Origin of the sequence: Streptomyces sp. NPDC048484 (genome assembly GCF_040651415.1) — a bacterium.
In the GTDB taxonomy this organism is placed as follows: Bacteria; Actinomycetota; Actinomycetes; order Streptomycetales; family Streptomycetaceae; genus Streptomyces.
This window is the reverse complement of record NZ_JBEZJY010000048.1, coordinates 43642-62136: the sequence shown is the minus strand read 5'-3', so window position 1 is coordinate 62136 and position 18495 is coordinate 43642. Positions and strand designations below refer to the sequence as shown.

The window sequence follows — 18495 nt, the reverse complement described above, 5'->3', positions numbered from 1 at the left end:
GCGGCACACCGAAGGCACCCGCGCGAAACTGAAACGCCTGGTCAACCGCGGCCTCCTCACCGAACCCGAGCCCGGCCTGTTCACCCTGCCCCGACTGGCTCCGCCCGCACCGGACACCACCTCAACCTGAAACCCGACGAACCATCACAGAACGTCCTCTGACACACCAGCCGCCGCCCGGCCGCTGGTGTGGACGCCCTGGGTACCGGCTGGCCATCAGTTCCTGCACCGCATGCATCCTGTCATCCGGTGGTGGCGGTCAGGGCGGCGCGCAGGTTCCTCGCGGATCCGGTTTCGGTGGCGATGGCGACGGCGCGGGAGGCGAGGTCTGCGGCGGTGTCCCGGTCGCCGCAGGCCGCGTGGATGCGGGCGCTCGCGGTCAGTACCTCAGCGGAGCCGCGGACGATGGCGGCAGGCCAGGCAGCCAGGGCATCATCGAGAGCGGTCCGGCCGGTGCGCAGGAAGGCCGGGCTCTTCTGGCCGAGGCGGACCATGGCGTGGCCGGTCCATTTGTGCAGCTCGGGGGCGCCCAGGTAGCCGATGTACGTGGGCTTCTCGCCGTCGTCGGCTTTCTCCAGCAGTGTCCAGGCGGCGTGGAGATCGCTCTGGGCGGTGCGGTCGTCGCCGAGGCAGGCGTGGTGGTGGGCGCGGACGGCGTGGAGCCAGGACCGTACGGCGGGATGGGCCGTCGTCCCTGCCAGACGAAGGGCTCCGTCGGCGAGGTCGAGGGCGTTGCGGTGGTGCCCCTGGTCGGTGAGGATCCGGCTCATCTGGCCGATCAAGTAGACGCAGGAGGAGCGGTCGCCCGCCTGCCGGGCGTGGGCGGCGGCGTCGCGGTAGTGCGTGGCCGCGTTTTCGGCCATGCCCAGGTCGTAGGTGAGGAAGCCGACGAATCCGCCGGTGTCGGCGGCGAGCGCGGCGATCTGCTGCTGTTCGGCACGGCTGGCTGCGGTGGCGTGCCAGGCGAGGATCTGTTGGTGGTGGCCGACGGCATGGGCGTACACGGCGGACGCCCCGCGTAAGTTGTCGAGCCGGCCGTGGGCGGCGCGCAGGGCGCGATGAGCGTCCATCAGGTCACGGCTGCCCGCGGCAGCGGGGCTGCCCGCGCCCAGCCGGGCGGCCAGGGCGGCGCCGCCCGCGTCTTTGAGGAAGTCTCTGCGCCACACGTCGTCCCATTCCCGTTGGGCTTCGGCCAGGGAGACCAGTTTGCCGCCTGCCCCGACGGCCTTGTCCAGACCGCGCGCGATCGGGGGCGTCGGCGATCTGCGCTCGTGTTCGAGATCGCTGATGATGCTCTTGCTGCACGAGGCCCGGCGCCCGAGTTCCCGCAGCGTCGTCTCGCCCCGCAGCCGCCGCAGTGCTGCGGCGAAGGTCTCCTCACCGGTTTCCGGCATCGCTACCTCCACGCCCTTATGGTGAGCCGGCGTTCCGCACGCGGTGCGGGCGGCATACGCGCTGCTGGGATGAGCCCACACCCGCGTGCCGGTGTGGACTCGGGCCTTGGGCAAGTTGCGGACAAGTGCGGACAGCCGAGCCCTGCCCACGGGCCGGGCTGGTGGCCACCCTGGTGGGCATGGGCCTTGAGCGTAGGGACGTGCCGCGGGCCGGCCAAGACGCCGGACAGTGGGACATTCCAGGGCCCGCCTGACGTCATCATCCGCAGCCGTCGAGAGGAGCTCAGTCATGCTGAGGGTCGCGCTGTATGGCAGGCCGGGGGCCGGCAAGAGCACGTTCGCCGGCCTGCTGGTGCAGGAACTGGCGCTGGCCGGTGCGGAGGTGCTGACCCTGAAGGTGGGCGCGCCGCTGTACGAACTGCAGGCCGTCGTGCACGCCATGGCCGGGCGCCCGCTGCTGGACGGCACCGGGCAGGACGGCCAGTTGCTGAACGTTCTCGGCAGCCAGCTGCGGCGCATCAACCCCGGCGCGCTGACGGAGGCATTCACCCGGCGGGTGCGTCAGGCCGAGGCGGTAAGGCCGGACGCGGTGCTGGTCTGCGACGACCTGAGGGCCCCGGACGTGACGGCGCTTACCGCCCTCGGGTTCCTCCTGGTGCAGGTCACCGCTCCCGATGCGGTCCGGCTCGCACGCAAACAGAGGCGGGCCGACCTGTCCGCGGGCGACGAGCACCATCCCACCGAGGCACTCGTTGAGGCGGCGCCGTGGCGTCGGGTGGACAACACCGGCAGCCTCGATGACCTGCACAAGCGGGCGGCCGAGGTCACCGGGGAGGTGCTGTGGTGATCCTGACCGGAAGCGAGATCGTCCGGCAGCGCGACCGCGGGCGTCTGACCATCGAACCGTTCACCACCGGGCAGCTCAACCCGGTCTCCTACAACTACCGGCTCGGCCCCGTCCTGCGGACCCACCGCGCCCCGGTGATCGATACGCATGGCGATCACGAACTGCAGGAGTGCGCTATCGCGGACGACGGCATGGTCCTTCAGCCCGGCCGGGTGTATCTGGGGACCACGGTGGAGGAGATCGGCAGCCCGGTCTTCGTGCCGTCCCTGATCGGCCGTTCCTCCCTGGGGCGGCTCGGGGTCTTCCTCCAGTACAGCGCCGACCTGGGCAACGTCGGCTCGTGCCATCGCTGGACGCTGGAGATCAAGGTCGTCCAGCCCATCCGTGTCTACGCGGGCATGACCGCGGGCCAGCTGACCTTCTGGTCCACCGTCGGCCCCGCCCTCGCCTACACGGGGCGCTTCGGGCGGCTCAACGAGGCCACCGTCGGCCCGCCCGGCCTGCTGGCCGCCGCCCGCTGACCTGCCCCGACCTGTATCGATGAGGAGTTGCCGTGATCCTGACCGGACCAGAGATCGCCCGCGAACGCGAAGGGGGCCGGCTCGTCCTGGACCCGTTCGACCCGGCGCAGGTACAGCCGAACTCCTACAACCTCGCGCTCGGCCCCACCCTGGTCTTCTACACCGGCGAGGTGCTGGACACCCGCCGGGAGAACCCGTCCACGGCGGTGGCGATCCCCTCCGCGGGGTTCGTGCTGCGGCCGGACCGCATCTATCTGGGCTCCAGCGTCGAGGTCCTGGGCAGCGATCACCTGGTGCCGGTCATCCGCTCCCGCTCGGGGGCAGCGAGGCTGGGCCTGTTCGTCCACGTTACCGCCGATCTGATCGACATCGGCTCGATCGGGCAGTCGACGTTCCAGCTGCACGCGGTGCAGCCGGTGCGGGTGCACGCGGGCGACCGGCTGGCCCAGGTGACGTTCTGGCGCCCCCAGGGCGAGATCACCCTCTATGACGGCAAGTATCAGAGATCGCGCGGGCCGCAGCCCTCGCAGATCCACCGCGACACCGCCGAGGCGGTGGCGAGGTGAGCGCCCGCCGTGTGCCCGATCCAGCGGACGGCTGCCCCGACCCCGCCGCCCGCGCCCTGGTCGCCGCGGCGTTCGCCGCCATCAGCAGCCGCTATGTACTGGGCCGCCACCAGATCGGGGCCGCGGTCCTGGACGGTGACGGCCATATCCACCTCGGGCTGCACCTGGACGCGATGGTCGGCCGGGCCGCGGTCTGCGCCGAGGCCGGCGCCCTGTCCGCGGCGCGGCTCGCCACGGGCGCCGAGCTGGTCTCGGTGGCCGCCGTCCGCTACCCCAAACCTACCGAAGCGCCCGTGGCCCGCGTCGTCCCACCGTGCGGGCTGTGCCGCGAACTCCTCCTCGACCACGCCCCCAACCTGCACGCCGTCGTCCGCAACGGCACCCACGCCGTGCTGACCCCCCTGGCCGGCCTGCTGCCGCACAAATATGTGGGCACCAAGTGGCCCGCCGGCCTCACCCCCAAGCCCTGACCATCCCGGCCTCGACAAGGAGCCTTCCGTGACGACCGACTTCCGCACCCCGGCCCTGGACGCCCTGGCGAAAGAGATCATCCCCGAGGAGCACTTCGAGTTCTCCACCACCACCGCCCGGGACCGCTTCTTCCACGACACCCGCATGCTCGACGTCAAACAGTGGGTCCACAACGCCTTCCGCACCAATCCGACGCCGATGGTCGGCCACATGCTCGACAATCTCGCCCTCACCGGCACCGAGGACCTCCTGGACCTCGGCTGCGGCAACGGTTTCGTCCTGGAGCACCTGCGCCCCTACCTTGCCGACGGCTCTATCACCGGCCTCGACATCGCCCCGGCCGTCCTGGACGCCGCCCGCCAGCGCCTGCACGGGACCGCCACCCCCGCCACGTGGATCGAGGGCAGCGCCGACGACCTGTCCATGCTCGGCGACGGCACCTTCGACCGCGCCATGGCCAACTACATGATCCACTATGTGCCGGACCTGGACCGCTGCTTCCGCGAGGTCCGCCGAATCCTACGCCCCGGCGGCATCTTCCAGCTCACCACCGACCGCACCGACAGCATGCTGGAAATGTACGACGCCCACTTCGCCGCCCTGAAAGCGATGGACGCTCCGCGGGACCTGTTCAAGGCGAGCCCGAAGGGGCGACTGTCCCTGTCCAACGGTGCCGGCCTGCTCGGCAAGCACTTCACGCGGGTGGACACCGTGACGTGGCAGGACCAGCTGCGCTTCACCGACCCCGAACCCTTCATGCGGTTCTACGAGATCGGACACAACCACTGCTGCGCCTCCTCTGAACCCGACGAACGCCTGACCGAAACCTTCTTCCGGGAACTGCGCGACCGCGTCCGCGCCCGGGTCACCGAGGCGATCGACACGGGCGGGTACTTCGCGGTGACCAAGTACACCGGCTCCTTCCTGTGCTACTGACGGGCAAGGCAGCCCGGATCAGCAGGGGCCGCCCTGGTGGGGCCGTGAGCGTTGGTAGCGTCGCAGGATGCCGTGCCGGCCGGTGCGGTGTGCCGATCGACCGAGAGAGACCTGATGCCCCCGACGATCCGCAGGGCCGTCATCCCCGCCGCCGGACTCGGCTCCCGCCTCCTGCCGCTGACCAAGGCCACACCGAAGGAAATGCTGCCGGTCGGCGACAAACCGGTGATCGAGCACACCGTGCGCGAACTGGTGGCGTCCGGTATCACCGACATCACCATCGTCGTCTCCGGCGGGAAGTCCCTGATCCAGGAACACTTCCGGCCCAACCCCGCCCTGGTGGAGCAACTGCGCACGGACGGCAAGACCGCCTACGCGGACGCGGTGGAGGAGGTCGCCGAACTGGCCCGCCAAGGACACATCACCTACCTCGACCAGCATGGCCCGTACGGCAACGGCACCCCCGTCCTCAACGCCGCCCGCAACGTCGGCGACGAGCCCATGCTGGTGCTCTGGCCGGACGACGTGTTCGTGGCCGACGTACCCCGGGCCCAGCAGCTGATCCACGCCTACGAGGCGACCAACAGCCCCGTCCTGGCCCTGATGCCCATGGACCCGGCCGACTCCCCGCGCTACGGCGTGCCCGTGGTCAAGGAGGACCTCGACGGCGGCCTGATGCGCATCACCGGCCTGGTCGAAAAGCCCAAGCCCGCCGACGCCCCCTCGGCGTACGCGGCCATCGGCGGCTACGTCATCACCCCCGCCATCATCGACGAACTGCGCGAGCAGACCAGGCGCTGGCACGAGCACCGCGAAGGTGAGATCTACCTGACCGACGCGATCAACGCCTACGCCGCCGGCCGCGCCGTGTACGGGCAGGTCATCCAGGGCCGCTGGTACGACACCGGCAACCCGGCCGATTACCTCGTCGCCCAGTTCGCTTCCGCCCTCGCGCACCCCGAATACGGGCCCATCCTGCACCGCCTCGCCCGCGAACTCGGCGAGGGCCCCCTACCCGGCACGGAGAACATCACGACCTGATCCGCCGCTCCCTTCGGGCCGCCCGGCCACGGCGAGCGGCCGGCCCGAAGGGAGCACCCCCCATGGCACCGCAACCCGTCTTCGAACCCGTCATCGACCAGCACGACACCTGGCTGGCCGTCAACCCCGTCCAGGGCTGCCCCAAGGGCTGCACCTACTGCTACCTCCAGGACCTGGGCCTCACCCGCGCCAAGCCCAAAGAGCTCGCCACGCCCGAGGACACGCTTCGCCAGCTCCTCGGGCACCGCTACTACCACCCCGCGCTGGTGCTGGCCCTCTACACCTGCACCGACGCCCTGGCCACGCCCGCCACCCGCGCCCACCTCACGCGCTTCCTCGATGTCCTGGGCGCCTCCGCTGTCCGCAACCCCGTGTGCCTGATCACCAAGTGCGCGATCCCGGACGACGTCCTGGCCTGCATCACCCGCAACCGGAAAGCCGGACTGCCGGTCCTGGTCTACGTCAGCTACTCCGGCCTGGGCCCCGACATCGAACAGGGCATCAACCATGCCGCCCTGCGCAGCAACTTCCCCCGCCTGCACGCCGCCGGCGTCCCGGTCATCCACTACTGGCGGCCCGCCCTCCCGCAGAACAGCACCCCCGACGTCATCGACCACGTCATGGACTTAGCCGTCCGGTACGCCCTGTGCACCGTCGCGGTGGGCACCAAAGTCAAACCCACCGCCCTCGACCAGATCACCGACCTGTGGCCCCAGCTCGCAGACCCGCACCTGGACCCGCAGGCCGCCGACTCCGTCTGGCCCCGGACCACCTGGGACTGGCTCCACCACATGCCCGACCGCTACGCCGGCCACCCCGTCTTCCAGACCAACTCCTGCGCCCTCGCCCACGTCCTGGGCCGCGCCGACCGCGCGGGCGTCTTCAACACCCCCACCTGCCTGAGCGCCAACCGCTGCCCCGCCGCCCAGCGCGAGATCTGCCGGCGCACCGTCCCCAGGCAGCAGCCGGTGACCGAGACGGACGTCGACCAGCACCTTGCGAGGATCGGCCACCCCCACCTGCGCTACACCCTCAACCCCGCCACCCGCACCGTGGTCCTGAACGAGCCCGCCCCGCTGCGCGACCGCCACAACCTCGCCCAGGTCCTCGCCGTCACCGTCCGCTCCCCACAGGACCCCGGCGAGCGCTACTGGCCCGGCCGCCTGTCCGGCGGACAGCCCCTGATCATCGACACCCGCCCGTAGAACTCCCGTTTCTCCAGCGCCGACTCCAGGGGACCGCCATGCCTCCCGTCATCATGGACACCGCCGTCCTGTTCTGGCCCCGCGGCGGCAGCGCCCAGGTCATCCGCTACCTCCTGCGCGAACTGGGCACCAGGGGCCTCACCACCCGCCTGCACGCCGGATCTCTCGGACAACCCGGCGACCCCTCGCACGGACCCACCTTCTACCAGGGCCTCGACCTGCACCCCTACGACCACAACACCGCCTACGCGGCCTTCACCCGGGGCAAGGACCCCCAGCGCGCCGACCCGCCCTTCCACCCCTCCTACGAGGACCGCGGCAACTGCCCCGACCCACTGTTCAGCGCCATACCGCCCCAGGCAGCCGACCACCTCACCCGCGCCTGGACCCGACACCTGATCGCCCACCGCAGCCCCGACGCCAGCCTGCTGCACCTGCACCACCTCAGCCATCTCCAGACCAGCGCCCGCACCGCCTACCCCGACACCCCCCGCGTCACCACCCTCCACGGCACCGAACTCAAACTCATCGACGCCATGGACCAGCGCCTCCACCTCGCCCAGCGCACCGACACCTCCCTGAGCAAACTCTCCCGCCTCCTGCACAACGACAACCCGCGCCGCACCACCGAGGCCCTGCGCCTGGCCAGGACCACTGCCCTCGACGACCACGACACCGACCTGCTCACGGGCACCGCCTGGCACAAATGGGCCCACTGCGACTACTGGCTCGCACGCCTGCGCCAAGCCGCCACCGACGCCGGAGACCTGGTCGTCGTCTCCGAGTACGACCAGCACCTCGCCACCCGCCTGCTCCGCCTATACGACGCGCCGCCCGTCATCCCCAACGGCGTCGACACCCGCGCCTTCCGCCCCCAGCACCTCAATGCGGCCCAGCGGCTGGCGCACCTGCGCCGCTGGCTCGTCACCGACCCCCACGGCTGGGGACCCGGCGGCGCACCGGGCAGCATCCGCTACACCGAAACCGACCTGCACCGCCTTCACGACCAGCACGGCCACCTGCGCCCACTGCTGCTGTGGGTCGGCCGCTTCCTCCACTTCAAACGCGTCCCCGTACTGCTGCGGGCCTTCGCCGCCGCCCGCACCCGCCTCGACCCAGCACCCGTCCTGCTGATGTGGGGCGGCTACCCCGGCGAGTGCGAAGGCGACCACCCCGCCGACCTGGCCCACGAACTCGGCATCACCCAGGACGTGTTCTTCACCGGCTGGCGCGGCCACGACGAACTGCCCGCCGGCCTGAACTGCGCCGACCTCATGGCCGCCCCGGCCGTCAACGAGCCCTTCGGCATGGTCTACCTCGAAGCCATGGCCTGCGGCACCCCGCCCATCGCCACCGCCACCGGCGGCCCCGCCCGCACCATCGTCCCGGCCGGCCCAAACGCCACCGGCTACCTCGTCGCCCCCGACGACGCCGGCCACCTCGCCGACACCCTGACCGCCGCACTCCTCAACACCAGTGAACGCCGGCGCCGCGGCATCAACGGCCGCACCCACATCGAGGCCATCTACGGCTGGACCCGCACCGCCGACCGCTACCTCACCGTCTACGACCAGGCCGGGCGGCACTGACCACTGCCCACGCCGCCTCCGAGCGAAGGAGTTCCATGCACATCGACGGCCTGCTGCTCGACATGAACGGCCTCTTCCGGCGCTGGCACGACACCGGCGCCCGCACCAGCGAACGCCTCGCCCGCCTGCCCCAGGGCACCATCAGCCACTACGCCTACGACCACCCCGCCTACCGCCTCGCCCGCGTCGGCGTTCTCACCGACCGGCAGTGGGCCGACGACGTCACCGACCGCCTCACCCGGGACTTCGGACCGCACGTCCGCGACGCACTCGGTCCCTGGCGTGCCGATCGCGGTGAACCCGAGCCCCAGATGATCAGCCTCCTCGCCGAGATACGCCGGCACCTGCCCGTGGGTGTCCTGTCCAACTGCACAACAGCCCTGCGCACCGACCTCCAACACCACGCCATCACCTTCGACCACGTCTTCCCCTCCGCGGAACTCGGCATCGACAAGCCCTCCCCGCACGCCTACCGCAGCGCCGCCGATCACATGGGCATCCCCACCCACGCGCTGGCCTACTTCGACGACGAGCCCACCTTCGTCCAGGCCGCACGATCCACCGGAATGCACGCCCGCCTGTTCACCGGAGCCGAAGAATTCACCGCCCGCCTACACGAACTCGGCCTGCTCCCGGCCACGCACAGCCCAGAGCGGAAAACCGACGCCACGCAGAAGGGCTCCCATGCGTCATGAGCATGTGGGAGATTCCAGTTGCTCTGAGCCGACGAGGCGTACCCCACCAGCGACTTTGACCGCACGGATCTCCTCGGCGTCGGCGGGTTCTGTCGCGGTTCGGGCCCGATGAGGTGCCGCAGCAGCCGCGATCTCGCCTCGTTGCCGTAAGCCACTGAGGGCACGTTAGGTCAGTCCTGCCGCCCGGCCTGATTACGCCGCGCCATCATCACCCCGGCGCTTCTTGCCAGGGAGGTACTCCCTGATGAGCCGACCCAGAACCTCTCCCTCGTGATCGCGTTCGTTGAACATCGCCCGTCGGAAGGCGTCGCGCTCCTGGCGCTCCAGGAAGGCCACCATGTACTCGGCCTTCGGGTGCTGGTAGCCGCAGCACATCAAGCGGGTACAGACGTTCTGTGACGTGCCGAGCCTCGGCGTGCGCCAGGGATGGTGCGGGTACCCCCGCAACTCGGCCTTGCAGCGTGCGAGGATCTCGAACATCTCGGTTTTGTTCCGATGCCGCTCATCCTCGTAGTGCAGGCGGAACCACTCGCGGCGGTCCATGTCCGCTATCTCCCGCTGTACGCCCTCCACGCGTCTCGTGATGCCGGCGTAGACGGCGGGCCGCATGGCCCGCGTTGCGAAGCCCGCCTTCGGATATCTGTGGTGCATGTCCATGTCCACTACCCAGCGCCCAGCACTGCGGCCTCTCTTCCAGCGATTGCAGTCCTCGCACGCCGGAACGAAATTCCAACAGATATCCGCCCCTCTGTCAGCGATGGGCTCCTCGTGGTCAATCGTCGTAGAGGCCGACCGACCACAGTAGGTACACAGTCCTCGCTGCGCCGTCAGGACCATGACCCATTGCCAGGTCTTCCGCTTTCTGCGCTGTCCGCGACGGATTGCATCCACCATGCGCCACCCTCCTGATCAATCGCGAGGATCGTAAGGGGAGGCACTGACATTCGACACGAGAGCAGATGATCTCCATCCGCTTGTGAAGATTCCCGGAATGGGAGATGACCACGGCTCTCCATTGCGCGCCACATGCGCGGTGTGGCGCACCGAGCGCGCATTCCGAGGGCCCTTATGGCCGCATTCAGAATAAATGGTGGCATTCAGGACTTCCCGGGAAGGCGGTTCTCCGGCACGACAGCAGGCATATCGTCACCTCTGCGATGTCGGCCCGTCCGACGCATGCATCTCCAGGCACCAGTACATGAGTTCGTGGCTATGCCACTCCCATTGGTGCATTGGAGGCACATATGAACGGCGGGGAGTCTCGCGACAAAGGGAAGGGACCGGCAAAGGTCTGGATCACCTTCCTGTCAGCGCTGGCCGGTCGAGCTGTTGCCGACTGGTTCAGCGACTGGAGGAGGCGGCATGGCCTGTAGCCGGTCCCTGGTTGCCCTTCGCTGACCGCATACGCGGCCAGTTGGCCGGGTCTCAGAAACCCGTCCTTGCGGGGTCACGCCTGTTGGAGGGCGTGGCCCCGCTCTTTCGTTGGCGGCTAACTATTTACATGACACCGCCCATTCAATGATGGGACATGCGTCAAGTTATATGTGTCGCCGCCCCCAGCACTGTAGCGCGCTCCCCGCACGTGCGAAGGTGGTCCGCGCTTCTTGCTGTTATTTCGGGCTTGGGCAGGTCGGAGCTTGTGGTCCCCGCGCACGCGGAGGTGGACTGCACCTCTTGCCCAGTGCCTCAACGTGCAGTTGTAAACCCGATTAAGCAATGAAGGTGACACTCAGTGTTGCCGTCAATCTCCCCTTCTGGACCACCCACGCCGCCGGCCGGTCTTCGCCGAGGTAGCAGTACCCAGACCGAACAGCCAAGACGCTCTCCGAGCCTCTGGCATTCTCGCCTTCAGACTGCAGCTCGGCGGCAGCCTTCTTGACCACGCTCAGCGGAACGGCCTGCCTCGCAGCGCCCTGTCGCCGGGGTTCCCACTCCGCCGCTGCCTGGTCGCCGGTCAGCGCTTCTGTCACTGCGTCGGCATCAGTCTCAGATCCGTGCCCGATCGGCCAGCGAGTGGTCGTGAGCCGTGGAGGTTGAAGTCCCACCCGTGGGGTGATGTACGCGTGGAACAGGGTCTCGCCCTCTGGCCACACGTCCTGGGCATGCTGGAACACGAACGGCTTCATGACCATGCACCGTAGCGTTCCGGCTCTGAACACGCGTCCACAGTGGGCGAGTTGGGTACGGTCCGACCGGGCGGTCCGTGTTCGGCGGCGGAGGCGAATCATGAAGAGTGCGCATACGGGGCTGGCGGCGTTCGAGACCAGAGCGGGCGAGGCGGCTCGGACCTTGCTGCACAACCAGGGATACGACGGCGGGTGGGGCCTCACCCTGACCTCGGTTTCCTCGATCGTGAACACCAGTGAGGTGCTGCCGATCCTGCGGGCCGCCGGCATCGCCGGAAAGCCGGTCCGGCAGGCGCTCGACTTCCTCACCGGCGCTATCCCCGAGCACTGCCAGCCCCGCCACAAGGGCGGTCGCGGCGAGCACACCCGGTTCATTGCCTTCGGCCTCGCCGGACTCTTGTCCCACCCGCGCTTCTTCCACCACGGTGATGTCGCGGAGGCCGCGGCCTGGTGCGTCGGCTGGCTGGAGGACCACCAGGTCGACCACGGATGGCCCGAGGTGCTCGGGCTCGACGACACCTCACTGCATCAGACGGCCCTGGTGGTTCACGGGCTCGCCCACCTCCGAGATGCCCTCCACGACTTCGGCCCGGGGCTCGTCCTGCCCGGCGGGGTGGAGACCAACAGCTTGCTGGAGCGAGTCGAGCCGCTGATCAACCACGGTGTGCACGGCCTGCTCTACCACCGCCGACCCAGCGGGGCATGGGGGTGGCGCACCTACATCGACACGGATCCAAGTCCGAGCAAGACAGCGCTGTGCCTGCTCGCGCTGTCGGCCGTCTGTGCCGGAACTGGGCCCGGCGGCGAGCCTGCGTACCGGGATGCCCCGCGGGAGGTGGGCGGGGTGCACGGCCCGGTTCAGCGGAAGCGGCTGTCCGACGTGGTCGTCGAGGCAGGCCAGTGGCTGCTGCACAACCACCACCGATGGGAGGAGTTCGTCGAGGACGACAAGGACGTGCAGGGCACGGCCTGGGAGCACATGGCCTACGCGCTGTGCACCCAGGCCGCCATCCGGGCCGGCGCGAGCCCGCGCGATCCCCGCCTCGCCAAGGCGTGGAAGTTGATGAACGACCTGTGGGATCCGGAGGCCGGACTGTGGAACGAGCCGGGAGCCTCGGGCAAGCGCGCCACCATCAGGGCCGCGTACTACACAGTGTCGGCCTACGAGGAATCGGTGCACCGCCTGGCCCGGATGAGTCTCACGGACAGCACCTTCGAAGTGGTGAGCGAGGCGTCGGCCGAGATGGTCATCGCCCATGTCGCACTCGGGCCCGGCCGGACGGTCCTCGTCGGCGCGCGCGACAGCGAAGGAAGCGTGACGTGTGAGCTCTCGGAGCGCCTGTTCGACGTGGTGAAGGTCGTGCACGACGCTCCCGAGGCAGGGCTGGCGACCGAGCGGATCGCGGCAACGCTCTACGTCGCCCCGTCCTCGGTGCCCAAGTACGTTCAGCGCCTCAACCAGGCAATCTCCGCGGCCTTCGGCGGCGCCCCGGCTCGGCTACTGCTGGCCAGCACGGTGGACGGGGCCAGCGGGTATCGCCTCGCGGGACGGTAGACCGCCCGCCTACGACGTGGCCCGCTCCGCCACCACCGGGTAGTTCAGCAGGGCGAAACGCGCCAGGGAGCGGACCTGGTCGAAGGTCTTGAGGGCGTCGAGATCCTCCAGGCCGAACCATGCCGCCCCGTGCACCTCTTCGAGGTCGGCCACCACGGCCTGCTCGCGGGTGCCCGGCTGCCGCTGAACGTAGAAGAACTGGACCAGAGCGGGGGTGGGGAACCCTTCACGTTCGATGTCCACATAGAACGGCACCGGCTCGGGGGTGGCGTTGCGGTCAGCGGGATGGATGGCGGGCTGGCTGGAGATCGCCTCGACCAGCAGGCCGGTCTCCTCCTTGAACTCGCGCACCGCGGTGCCGGCGAAGGACTCGCCGGGCTCAATGTGGCCACCCGGGGGAACCCACTTGTCGAAGCGGTTGTGGTGGACGAGCAACACCTTCCCGCGCTCCACGAGGTAGCCCGAGCAGCAGTACACCAGCCCGACGTCGCGGGTGGTCTGGCCGTCTTGGATCAGAATCGAGCGAGGCACATCCGCCACGATAGCCCACCGCGCCAGACCCGAACTCCCGTGCGGGACCGGCGGCTTCGGGCCATGTCATCGCCAGCCCGATGACATGTCATCGGCAATGACAACGCGATGTCATCGGGTACACGTCACGGCGGGGCGGATGGTGGTCGCATCCCGCCCCGCGGCTCCTTCCGCCCACGGTCGGCGATACCCCTGTCCGCCAAGGAGAGGCCCCCGATGCGCACTCGCCCGACCCCGTGGCATGCCCGGTACCAGCAGCGGTTCACGGCCCCGCAGACCGTGGTGGTCCAGCCCACGACCTGGTGCAATCTGGACTGCCAGTACTGCTACCTGCCCTTCCGCAAGCTCAAGCACCAGATGTCGCCGGAAGTGGCCGAGGCCCTGGCGCAGCAGGTGGCCGGGCTTGAGGACAGCGGCCATCCGATCGGCATCGTCTGGCACGCCGGTGAGGCGCTCGCCGTCGGCCAGCAGAAGTTCGCGGCACTACTCGACCCGTTCGAGAAACTGCGCCGCGCGGGCCGCGTCCACCACTACGTGCAGACCAACGCGACGCTGATCACCGAAACGTGGTGCCACCTGCTGGCCGCGTACGACGTCCGCCTCGGCGTGAGCATCGACGGCCCGGCCGCCCTGAACGCCGAGCGCGTCGATCTTCGAGGCAAGCCGGCCTTCGACCGGATCCGGCGTGGCATCACACAGCTGCGCGAGTACGGCACCCCCTTCTCCGTCATCTCCGTGGTCGGCACCCTGGGCATCGCGATGCCGGAGGAGCTGATGGAGTTCCTGACCACCTTGGGAGCTCACTCTGTGGGCTTCAACATCGAGGAGATCGAAGGGATCAACACCGACCGGCAGCCGCCCACCGCGGTCCAGGCCGAGGAGTTCTGGAGCCGCATCCTCACCTGGTCCCGCGAGCACCCTGGCGCCCCCGCAGTCCGGGAAGTCGATCGCCTCGCCGAGTACCTCCAGCTGATCCGCTCCAGCCGGCGAGCCGAGTGGGACCGGCGCCTCCTGGACCCGATCCCCACCGTCTCCTGGAAGGGCGACGTGGTCCTGCTCTCCCCGGAACTCGCGGACACGACGGCGCCCGAGTACGGCGACTTCGTGGCCGGCAACATCCTCGACCAGCCCCTGGCCGAGATCCTCCGCGACGCCCACCGACTGCGCTACATACGCGACTTCCTCACCGGCCTGGACCGCTGCCAGGCCGCATGCGAGTTCTTCGACTTCTGCCGCGGAGCCCAGGCCGCCAACCGCTACTTCGAGAACGGCAGCCTGAAGTCCACCGAGACCAACTACTGCCGGGTCTCCCGGCAGGCCCTGGTCACGGCCCTTTCCACGCTCGCAACGAAGGAGACAGCTGCATGACGGTCCTGGACAGACTCGCCACATCCGACACCCTCGTCGTGATGGAGTTGATTGCCACGCACGACGCCCCACCCCCGGTGATCGTTGAAGCAACGTGGGACAACCGGCCCACGTGGGACAACTGGGCGAAGAACCCGGCGCCCTTCGACAACCGTCCGACCTGGGACAACTGGAACAAGAAGTAGCCGCTCGGTGCTGCTGGCATCCCTCCCGGGGTGCCAGCAGCGCCCGGCGACCGAGACACCGCGCTGAAAGGCTGTTGATGGACACCCGCACGATCCGCCGCACGAGCGTCACGCTCCCCGCCCTGAACGAGCCCGGCCTCTACCTCTCCAACGTCACCTCGCTGGAGGGTGGCCGAGGCCGCGTAGCGGAGTTCCACTACGCCGACGCCGATCTGCGCGACCTCGACCTCGCCGACACCCACCTGATGGACGGGCAGATCACCGGCCTCAAGGCCCAGCGCACCCACTTCGACAAGCTCCGCGTCGACTCCGTGGAGTTCTCCGGCTGCGACCTGTCCTCCCTCCAATGGACCGACAGCAAGATCTCCCGCGTCGTCTTCCGCGACTGCAAGCTCATGGGCGCCACGCTCGAAGACGTCACGCTCGACAACGTCCTGTTCGAGAACTGCAAGCTCGACTACAGCACCCTCACCCGCGTCCGGGCCGCCGGCCCCGTGATCTTCGCCAAGTCCTCCCTGCGCGAGACCACCTTCAGCGCTGCCGAACTGGCCGCCGCCCTGATCGACGACTGCGACCTGCGGCTGACCGAGTTCGGCGGCGGGAAGTACCGCGGGCTCGACCTTCGGGGCAACGACCTCTCCCAGCTCCGCGGCCTCGCCTCGCTCAAGCAGATCGTCATCGACCAGGCCCAGACACTCCAGCTTGCCGAGGCCCTCGCAGCCGAGCTGAACGTCACCTTCGGCGAAGACCTCGGCGACAAGTAGCCCTGCACCCGGAGGTACGGCCATGGGCCCGCGACTCGTGTTTAACACGTTCGACGACATACGCGGCCGGTGCGACATCGCACCGATCCGCCGGGCCGACAGCGAGCCCGGCTACGACGACGGTGCCCTCATCCCTCACAACGGCTGGACACCTCTCACCACCGGAGAGGCCGAGCACCACCAAGCTGACGACTCGACGCCCGACAGCGTCCGCATAGAGCTCGTACGCCGCCCGCTGCCGGACCTCGGCCCGGACGACCTGGCGGGCCGCCTTGAAACCGCCACCCGGCTCGACCCCCTCAACGGTCGCTGGCCCACCGAACTCCTTGGCTGCGCGGCCAGCCCCGGCAACCGGGCCACCACCACCGAGGACTCCGCCACCGGGCGCCGGATCGGCCTGCACGTCGACAACTTCGACCGGCTGCCGTACCGCCGACGCCACCAGGGCCGTCGGCGACTCTGTCTCAACCTCGGGCCCGGCCCGCGCTATCTGCTCATCGGTGACCACGACGTACAGCAGATCTGCCGCATCGTTCACGCCGGCGCCGAGCTGGATCGGCACTACCCCCACACCGACGACATACGCCGGTACGTCTCCCAAGGACAGCTGCTGCGCTGCCTGCGTATCCGCCTCGAACCGGGCGACGGATACATAGTCCCGACCGAACTCCTGCCCCACGATGGCTCAACTGCCGGAATCGACCAGCCCTCCGTCGCCGCCTTCTGGCTCGGCCGGCCGCCGAACGCGTCATGACCGATCAGCCACGAGACCGAGCCCACGGTTCAGGAGACCAGCACATGGACGCGATGGAACCCCACCCCGCTCTCGCCCCTGCCGTTGCCTGGCCCACGCTCGGCATGTGGGTTCGATGGGAAAGCGGGCGCCTCGACCTCGTGTCACTGGCTCCCGCACGCGACGCCCAAGCGGATCAAGTCCTGCTGCCGTGCGACCCGGAACTCCTGATACAGCTCGGGAAAGTCTCGCTCGGCAGCAGCCAAGCCGGTCTGTACGCCGTTCGCCTGGCGCAGGAGGGAGCGGACCGTCGTGTGGTGCTCTGTCGACGAGGTTTGGAAAGTGCGGTCCGGATCAGCGGAACCGGATCCTCGATAGCCGACCCGCTGTACGGGAAGACCCGCGCGGCCATGCTCGCGGCCGGCCGCGAGCAGAGGGCCGCAGGGAAACAAGACGAGGCAGCGCAGTGGAGCGCGATGGCCCGGCAACTGCTGATGGCCAAACGGTCGGCCCGTCGCGGACGCAGTGTCCGAACAGTCTCGGGTGGACTGCCGACACTCGGCAAACGCGGATAACTAAAAGGGCAAACCGTGGCAAATATTCTAATATTCCGGGGCTTCCGATATCCGACGCAACCGTCACGCGAGGAGGCGTCCTCCGACGATGCCCAGCGCGCCCTGCGCCGGGTCCGCCCCAGTCACGCGCCCCTGCATGTCACCGCGGACAACACGGCCAGGACGATCACGTGGGAGCGGCTCGCACCCATCCCGCTCGGCGGCGCGTAGCGGGGAACGCGGCGCGATGATGGCCGACGTCCTCCTCGGCGAGCAGCACCGACGCCAAGCACCACGCCTGGCCGCTGTGTTCGGCGAGGAAGACTGAGCTCACCCGGCTACCGGCGGCCAGCCGCTCCGCGGTCCTCACCTGTGGTGCTCTCGCCACCGGCTCGGCGGGGTGAAGGCGTCCGGTGACCGCCTTGACCATCCGGCCAGGCCGCCTGTCACGTGCCGTTCCGGCGGCGCTATCGTCGACAGCCATGGATGACACGACGACGGCGCAGCCCCGTGACGACCAGCGCCTGACGTGCGGCAGATGCGGTCAACAGGCGTACACCGCCAGGGCGGGCGGCAGCAGTGCGGCGGGCCAGGTGTCCAAGCATATGAAGGGCGAGGCAACGGCCGGACACGAGGTCGAGCCGGTCTGGGGCGAGGCCGTCTGCGAGTGCGACTTCTGCGATCCGGGTATCCCCGCCGTCTGGTCCTACCAGGTCATCCCTGTAGAGACGCGGATCGGCCTGACGGCGGGCCCCCGGCCTGGAGAAGTGATCTCCTCCAGGGGCCTCAACGACACGCCCTGGTACGCGTGCCCCGCCTGCGCGGACCTGATCCAGGCCAAGCAGTGGCGAGAGCTGCTGAAGCGCTCGTTGTCCCTGTACGAGAAGCGGACGGGGCACAGGCCGACGACGGGACTGCGTATCCATAGCCACGAGACGCACCAGCAGTTCGTGCAGATGATGACCGGGCACCGGCTGCCCCTGGACGGCGCCCGATGATCGCGCTGTCCCTGGCATGCTCCGTGACCAGCTTCGCGCTCATGATCTACACCATGGTCTCCATCCGGCATCGTGCCCGTATCCACCGGGAGCGGATGCGGGCATACGCCGAATCCGGGGCGGCCCACCGCGATCAAGCTGATGCCGCGTACCGCGATCGCCACTTCATCACGATGCGCTCGGCCCAGATGTCCATCGCCTTCGCCGTCGCCGCGCTCGTACTCCTCGTCCTGCCGTAACTTCCCCGAACGGCAATACAGCCGCCATCACCCCTCCCCGTGGCGGCTACGGCATGGCGGGTACACCATGGGCCTGGCGTTCCCCCAAGGCCCGATGACGTGGGCAAGTCCGAAGTCCAGGACGCTGCCCTTGCGCCGTCTGGCTAGGGCGTCTTCTTTTGGGGTCTGGCAGCGATC

At 69.1% G+C, this 18495-nt stretch carries 22 protein-coding genes and 1 pseudogene; 17 read left to right on the top strand and 6 right to left on the bottom strand.

Annotated features, from left to right (window positions below):
• Nucleotides 1-242: 242 nt before the first annotated feature.
• Nucleotides 243-1394, bottom strand: coding sequence for a helix-turn-helix transcriptional regulator (locus AB0D14_RS36305; RefSeq protein ID WP_362787377.1), 1152 nt, complete (start codon nt 1392-1394; stop codon nt 243-245).
• Between the two features lie 289 nt (nt 1395-1683).
• Here AB0D14_RS36305 and AB0D14_RS36300 point away from each other — a divergent pair, with 289 nt between their 5' ends.
• The 9 genes from AB0D14_RS36300 to AB0D14_RS36260 all read left to right on the top strand — a co-directional run bounded on the left by AB0D14_RS36300 (nt 1684) and on the right by AB0D14_RS36260 (nt 9265).
• On the top strand, nt 1684-2241 hold the full coding sequence (locus AB0D14_RS36300; RefSeq protein WP_362787376.1) for a hypothetical protein: 558 nt from the start codon (nt 1684-1686) through the stop codon (nt 2239-2241).
• Entirely contained in the window at nt 2238-2762 is a 525-nt protein-coding gene (locus AB0D14_RS36295) for a deoxycytidine deaminase (RefSeq protein ID WP_362787375.1), read from the top strand. Before AB0D14_RS36300 ends, AB0D14_RS36295 begins: the two co-directional genes overlap by 4 nt.
• A 32-nt stretch (nt 2763-2794) precedes the next feature.
• The gene (locus AB0D14_RS36290; protein ID WP_362787374.1) at nt 2795-3328 is read left to right on the top strand and encodes a dCTP deaminase; all 534 of its coding nucleotides are present in this window, start codon (nt 2795-2797) and stop codon (nt 3326-3328) included.
• Between the two features lie 11 nt (nt 3329-3339).
• Nucleotides 3340-3798 carry a hypothetical protein gene (locus AB0D14_RS36285; RefSeq protein ID WP_362787373.1) on the top strand — a complete coding sequence of 153 codons (459 nt, stop codon included), beginning with the start codon at nt 3340-3342 and terminating at the stop codon, nt 3796-3798.
• A gap of 28 nt (nt 3799-3826) precedes the next feature.
• On the top strand, nt 3827-4735 hold the full coding sequence (locus AB0D14_RS36280) for a methyltransferase domain-containing protein (protein WP_362787372.1): 909 nt from the start codon (nt 3827-3829) through the stop codon (nt 4733-4735).
• A 114-nt stretch (nt 4736-4849) separates the two neighbouring features.
• Nucleotides 4850-5776, top strand: coding sequence for a UTP--glucose-1-phosphate uridylyltransferase (locus AB0D14_RS36275; protein ID WP_362787371.1), 927 nt, complete (start codon nt 4850-4852; stop codon nt 5774-5776).
• A 62-nt stretch (nt 5777-5838) separates the two neighbouring features.
• Nucleotides 5839-6981 carry a hypothetical protein gene (locus tag AB0D14_RS36270; protein ID WP_362787370.1) on the top strand — a complete coding sequence of 381 codons (1143 nt, stop codon included), beginning with the start codon at nt 5839-5841 and terminating at the stop codon, nt 6979-6981.
• 38 nt (nt 6982-7019) lie between these two features.
• A complete protein-coding gene (locus tag AB0D14_RS36265) occupies nt 7020-8570 on the top strand; it encodes a glycosyltransferase (protein WP_362787369.1) in 1551 nt (516 codons plus the stop codon).
• A 35-nt stretch (nt 8571-8605) separates the two neighbouring features.
• Nucleotides 8606-9265 carry an HAD family hydrolase gene (locus tag AB0D14_RS36260; protein ID WP_362787368.1) on the top strand — a complete coding sequence of 220 codons (660 nt, stop codon included), beginning with the start codon at nt 8606-8608 and terminating at the stop codon, nt 9263-9265.
• 192 nt (nt 9266-9457) lie between these two features.
• Here AB0D14_RS36260 and AB0D14_RS36255 read toward each other — a convergent pair whose 3' ends face one another.
• From AB0D14_RS36255 to AB0D14_RS36245, 3 genes and pseudogenes are all read right to left on the bottom strand, one after another.
• Nucleotides 9458-9916: a hypothetical protein gene (locus tag AB0D14_RS36255; RefSeq protein WP_362787378.1), complete on the bottom strand. Its 459-nt coding sequence runs from the start codon at nt 9914-9916 to the stop codon at nt 9458-9460.
• 51 nt (nt 9917-9967) lie between these two features.
• A pseudogene (locus tag AB0D14_RS36250) lies at nt 9968-10102 on the bottom strand (HNH endonuclease signature motif containing protein); the annotation flags it as partial.
• Nucleotides 10103-10974: 872 nt separating this feature from the next.
• On the bottom strand, nt 10975-11391 hold the full coding sequence (locus AB0D14_RS36245; RefSeq protein WP_362787367.1) for a hypothetical protein: 417 nt from the start codon (nt 11389-11391) through the stop codon (nt 10975-10977).
• A gap of 100 nt (nt 11392-11491) precedes the next feature.
• Here AB0D14_RS36245 and AB0D14_RS36240 point away from each other — a divergent pair, with 100 nt between their 5' ends.
• Nucleotides 11492-12946, top strand: coding sequence for a hypothetical protein (locus tag AB0D14_RS36240; RefSeq protein WP_362787366.1), 1455 nt, complete (start codon nt 11492-11494; stop codon nt 12944-12946).
• 9 nt (nt 12947-12955) lie between these two features.
• On the opposite strand, the gene AB0D14_RS36235 is transcribed toward AB0D14_RS36240, so the two are convergent.
• Complete coding sequence (locus tag AB0D14_RS36235; protein ID WP_362787365.1) at nt 12956-13477, bottom strand: NUDIX domain-containing protein; 522 nt, start codon at nt 13475-13477, stop codon at nt 12956-12958.
• A gap of 216 nt (nt 13478-13693) precedes the next feature.
• On the opposite strand from AB0D14_RS36235, the gene amcB reads away from it, so the two are divergent.
• The 5 genes from amcB to AB0D14_RS36210 all read left to right on the top strand — a co-directional run bounded on the left by amcB (nt 13694) and on the right by AB0D14_RS36210 (nt 17102).
• Entirely contained in the window at nt 13694-14845 is a 1152-nt protein-coding gene (gene amcB / locus AB0D14_RS36230; protein ID WP_362787364.1) for a cyclophane-forming radical SAM peptide maturase AmcB, read from the top strand.
• The gene (amcA, locus tag AB0D14_RS36225; protein ID WP_362787363.1) at nt 14842-15030 is read left to right on the top strand and encodes a multiple cyclophane-containing RiPP AmcA; all 189 of its coding nucleotides are present in this window, start codon (nt 14842-14844) and stop codon (nt 15028-15030) included. The genes amcB and amcA overlap by 4 nt, the downstream gene beginning before the upstream one ends.
• Before the next feature lie 77 nt (nt 15031-15107).
• Nucleotides 15108-15794, top strand: coding sequence for a pentapeptide repeat-containing protein (locus tag AB0D14_RS36220; RefSeq protein ID WP_362787362.1), 687 nt, complete (start codon nt 15108-15110; stop codon nt 15792-15794).
• Nucleotides 15795-15816: 22 nt separating this feature from the next.
• Nucleotides 15817-16548: a hypothetical protein gene (locus AB0D14_RS36215; protein WP_362787361.1), complete on the top strand. Its 732-nt coding sequence runs from the start codon at nt 15817-15819 to the stop codon at nt 16546-16548.
• 44 nt (nt 16549-16592) lie between these two features.
• The gene (locus AB0D14_RS36210; RefSeq protein WP_362787360.1) at nt 16593-17102 is read left to right on the top strand and encodes a hypothetical protein; all 510 of its coding nucleotides are present in this window, start codon (nt 16593-16595) and stop codon (nt 17100-17102) included.
• A gap of 166 nt (nt 17103-17268) precedes the next feature.
• On the opposite strand, the gene AB0D14_RS36205 is transcribed toward AB0D14_RS36210, so the two are convergent.
• Complete coding sequence (locus AB0D14_RS36205) at nt 17269-17565, bottom strand: hypothetical protein (protein ID WP_362787359.1); 297 nt, start codon at nt 17563-17565, stop codon at nt 17269-17271.
• On the opposite strand from AB0D14_RS36205, the gene AB0D14_RS36200 reads away from it, so the two are divergent.
• Together AB0D14_RS36200 and AB0D14_RS36195 are read left to right on the top strand one after the other, a co-directional pair.
• Nucleotides 17564-18079 (top strand): hypothetical protein, encoded by a 516-nt coding sequence (locus AB0D14_RS36200; RefSeq protein WP_362787358.1) that lies wholly within the window; start codon nt 17564-17566, stop codon nt 18077-18079. The two genes, AB0D14_RS36205 and AB0D14_RS36200, sit on opposite strands and share 2 nt — an antisense overlap.
• The gene (locus tag AB0D14_RS36195; RefSeq protein ID WP_362787357.1) at nt 18076-18318 is read left to right on the top strand and encodes a hypothetical protein; all 243 of its coding nucleotides are present in this window, start codon (nt 18076-18078) and stop codon (nt 18316-18318) included. The genes AB0D14_RS36200 and AB0D14_RS36195 overlap by 4 nt, the downstream gene beginning before the upstream one ends.
• Nucleotides 18319-18495: the final 177 nt, after the last annotated feature.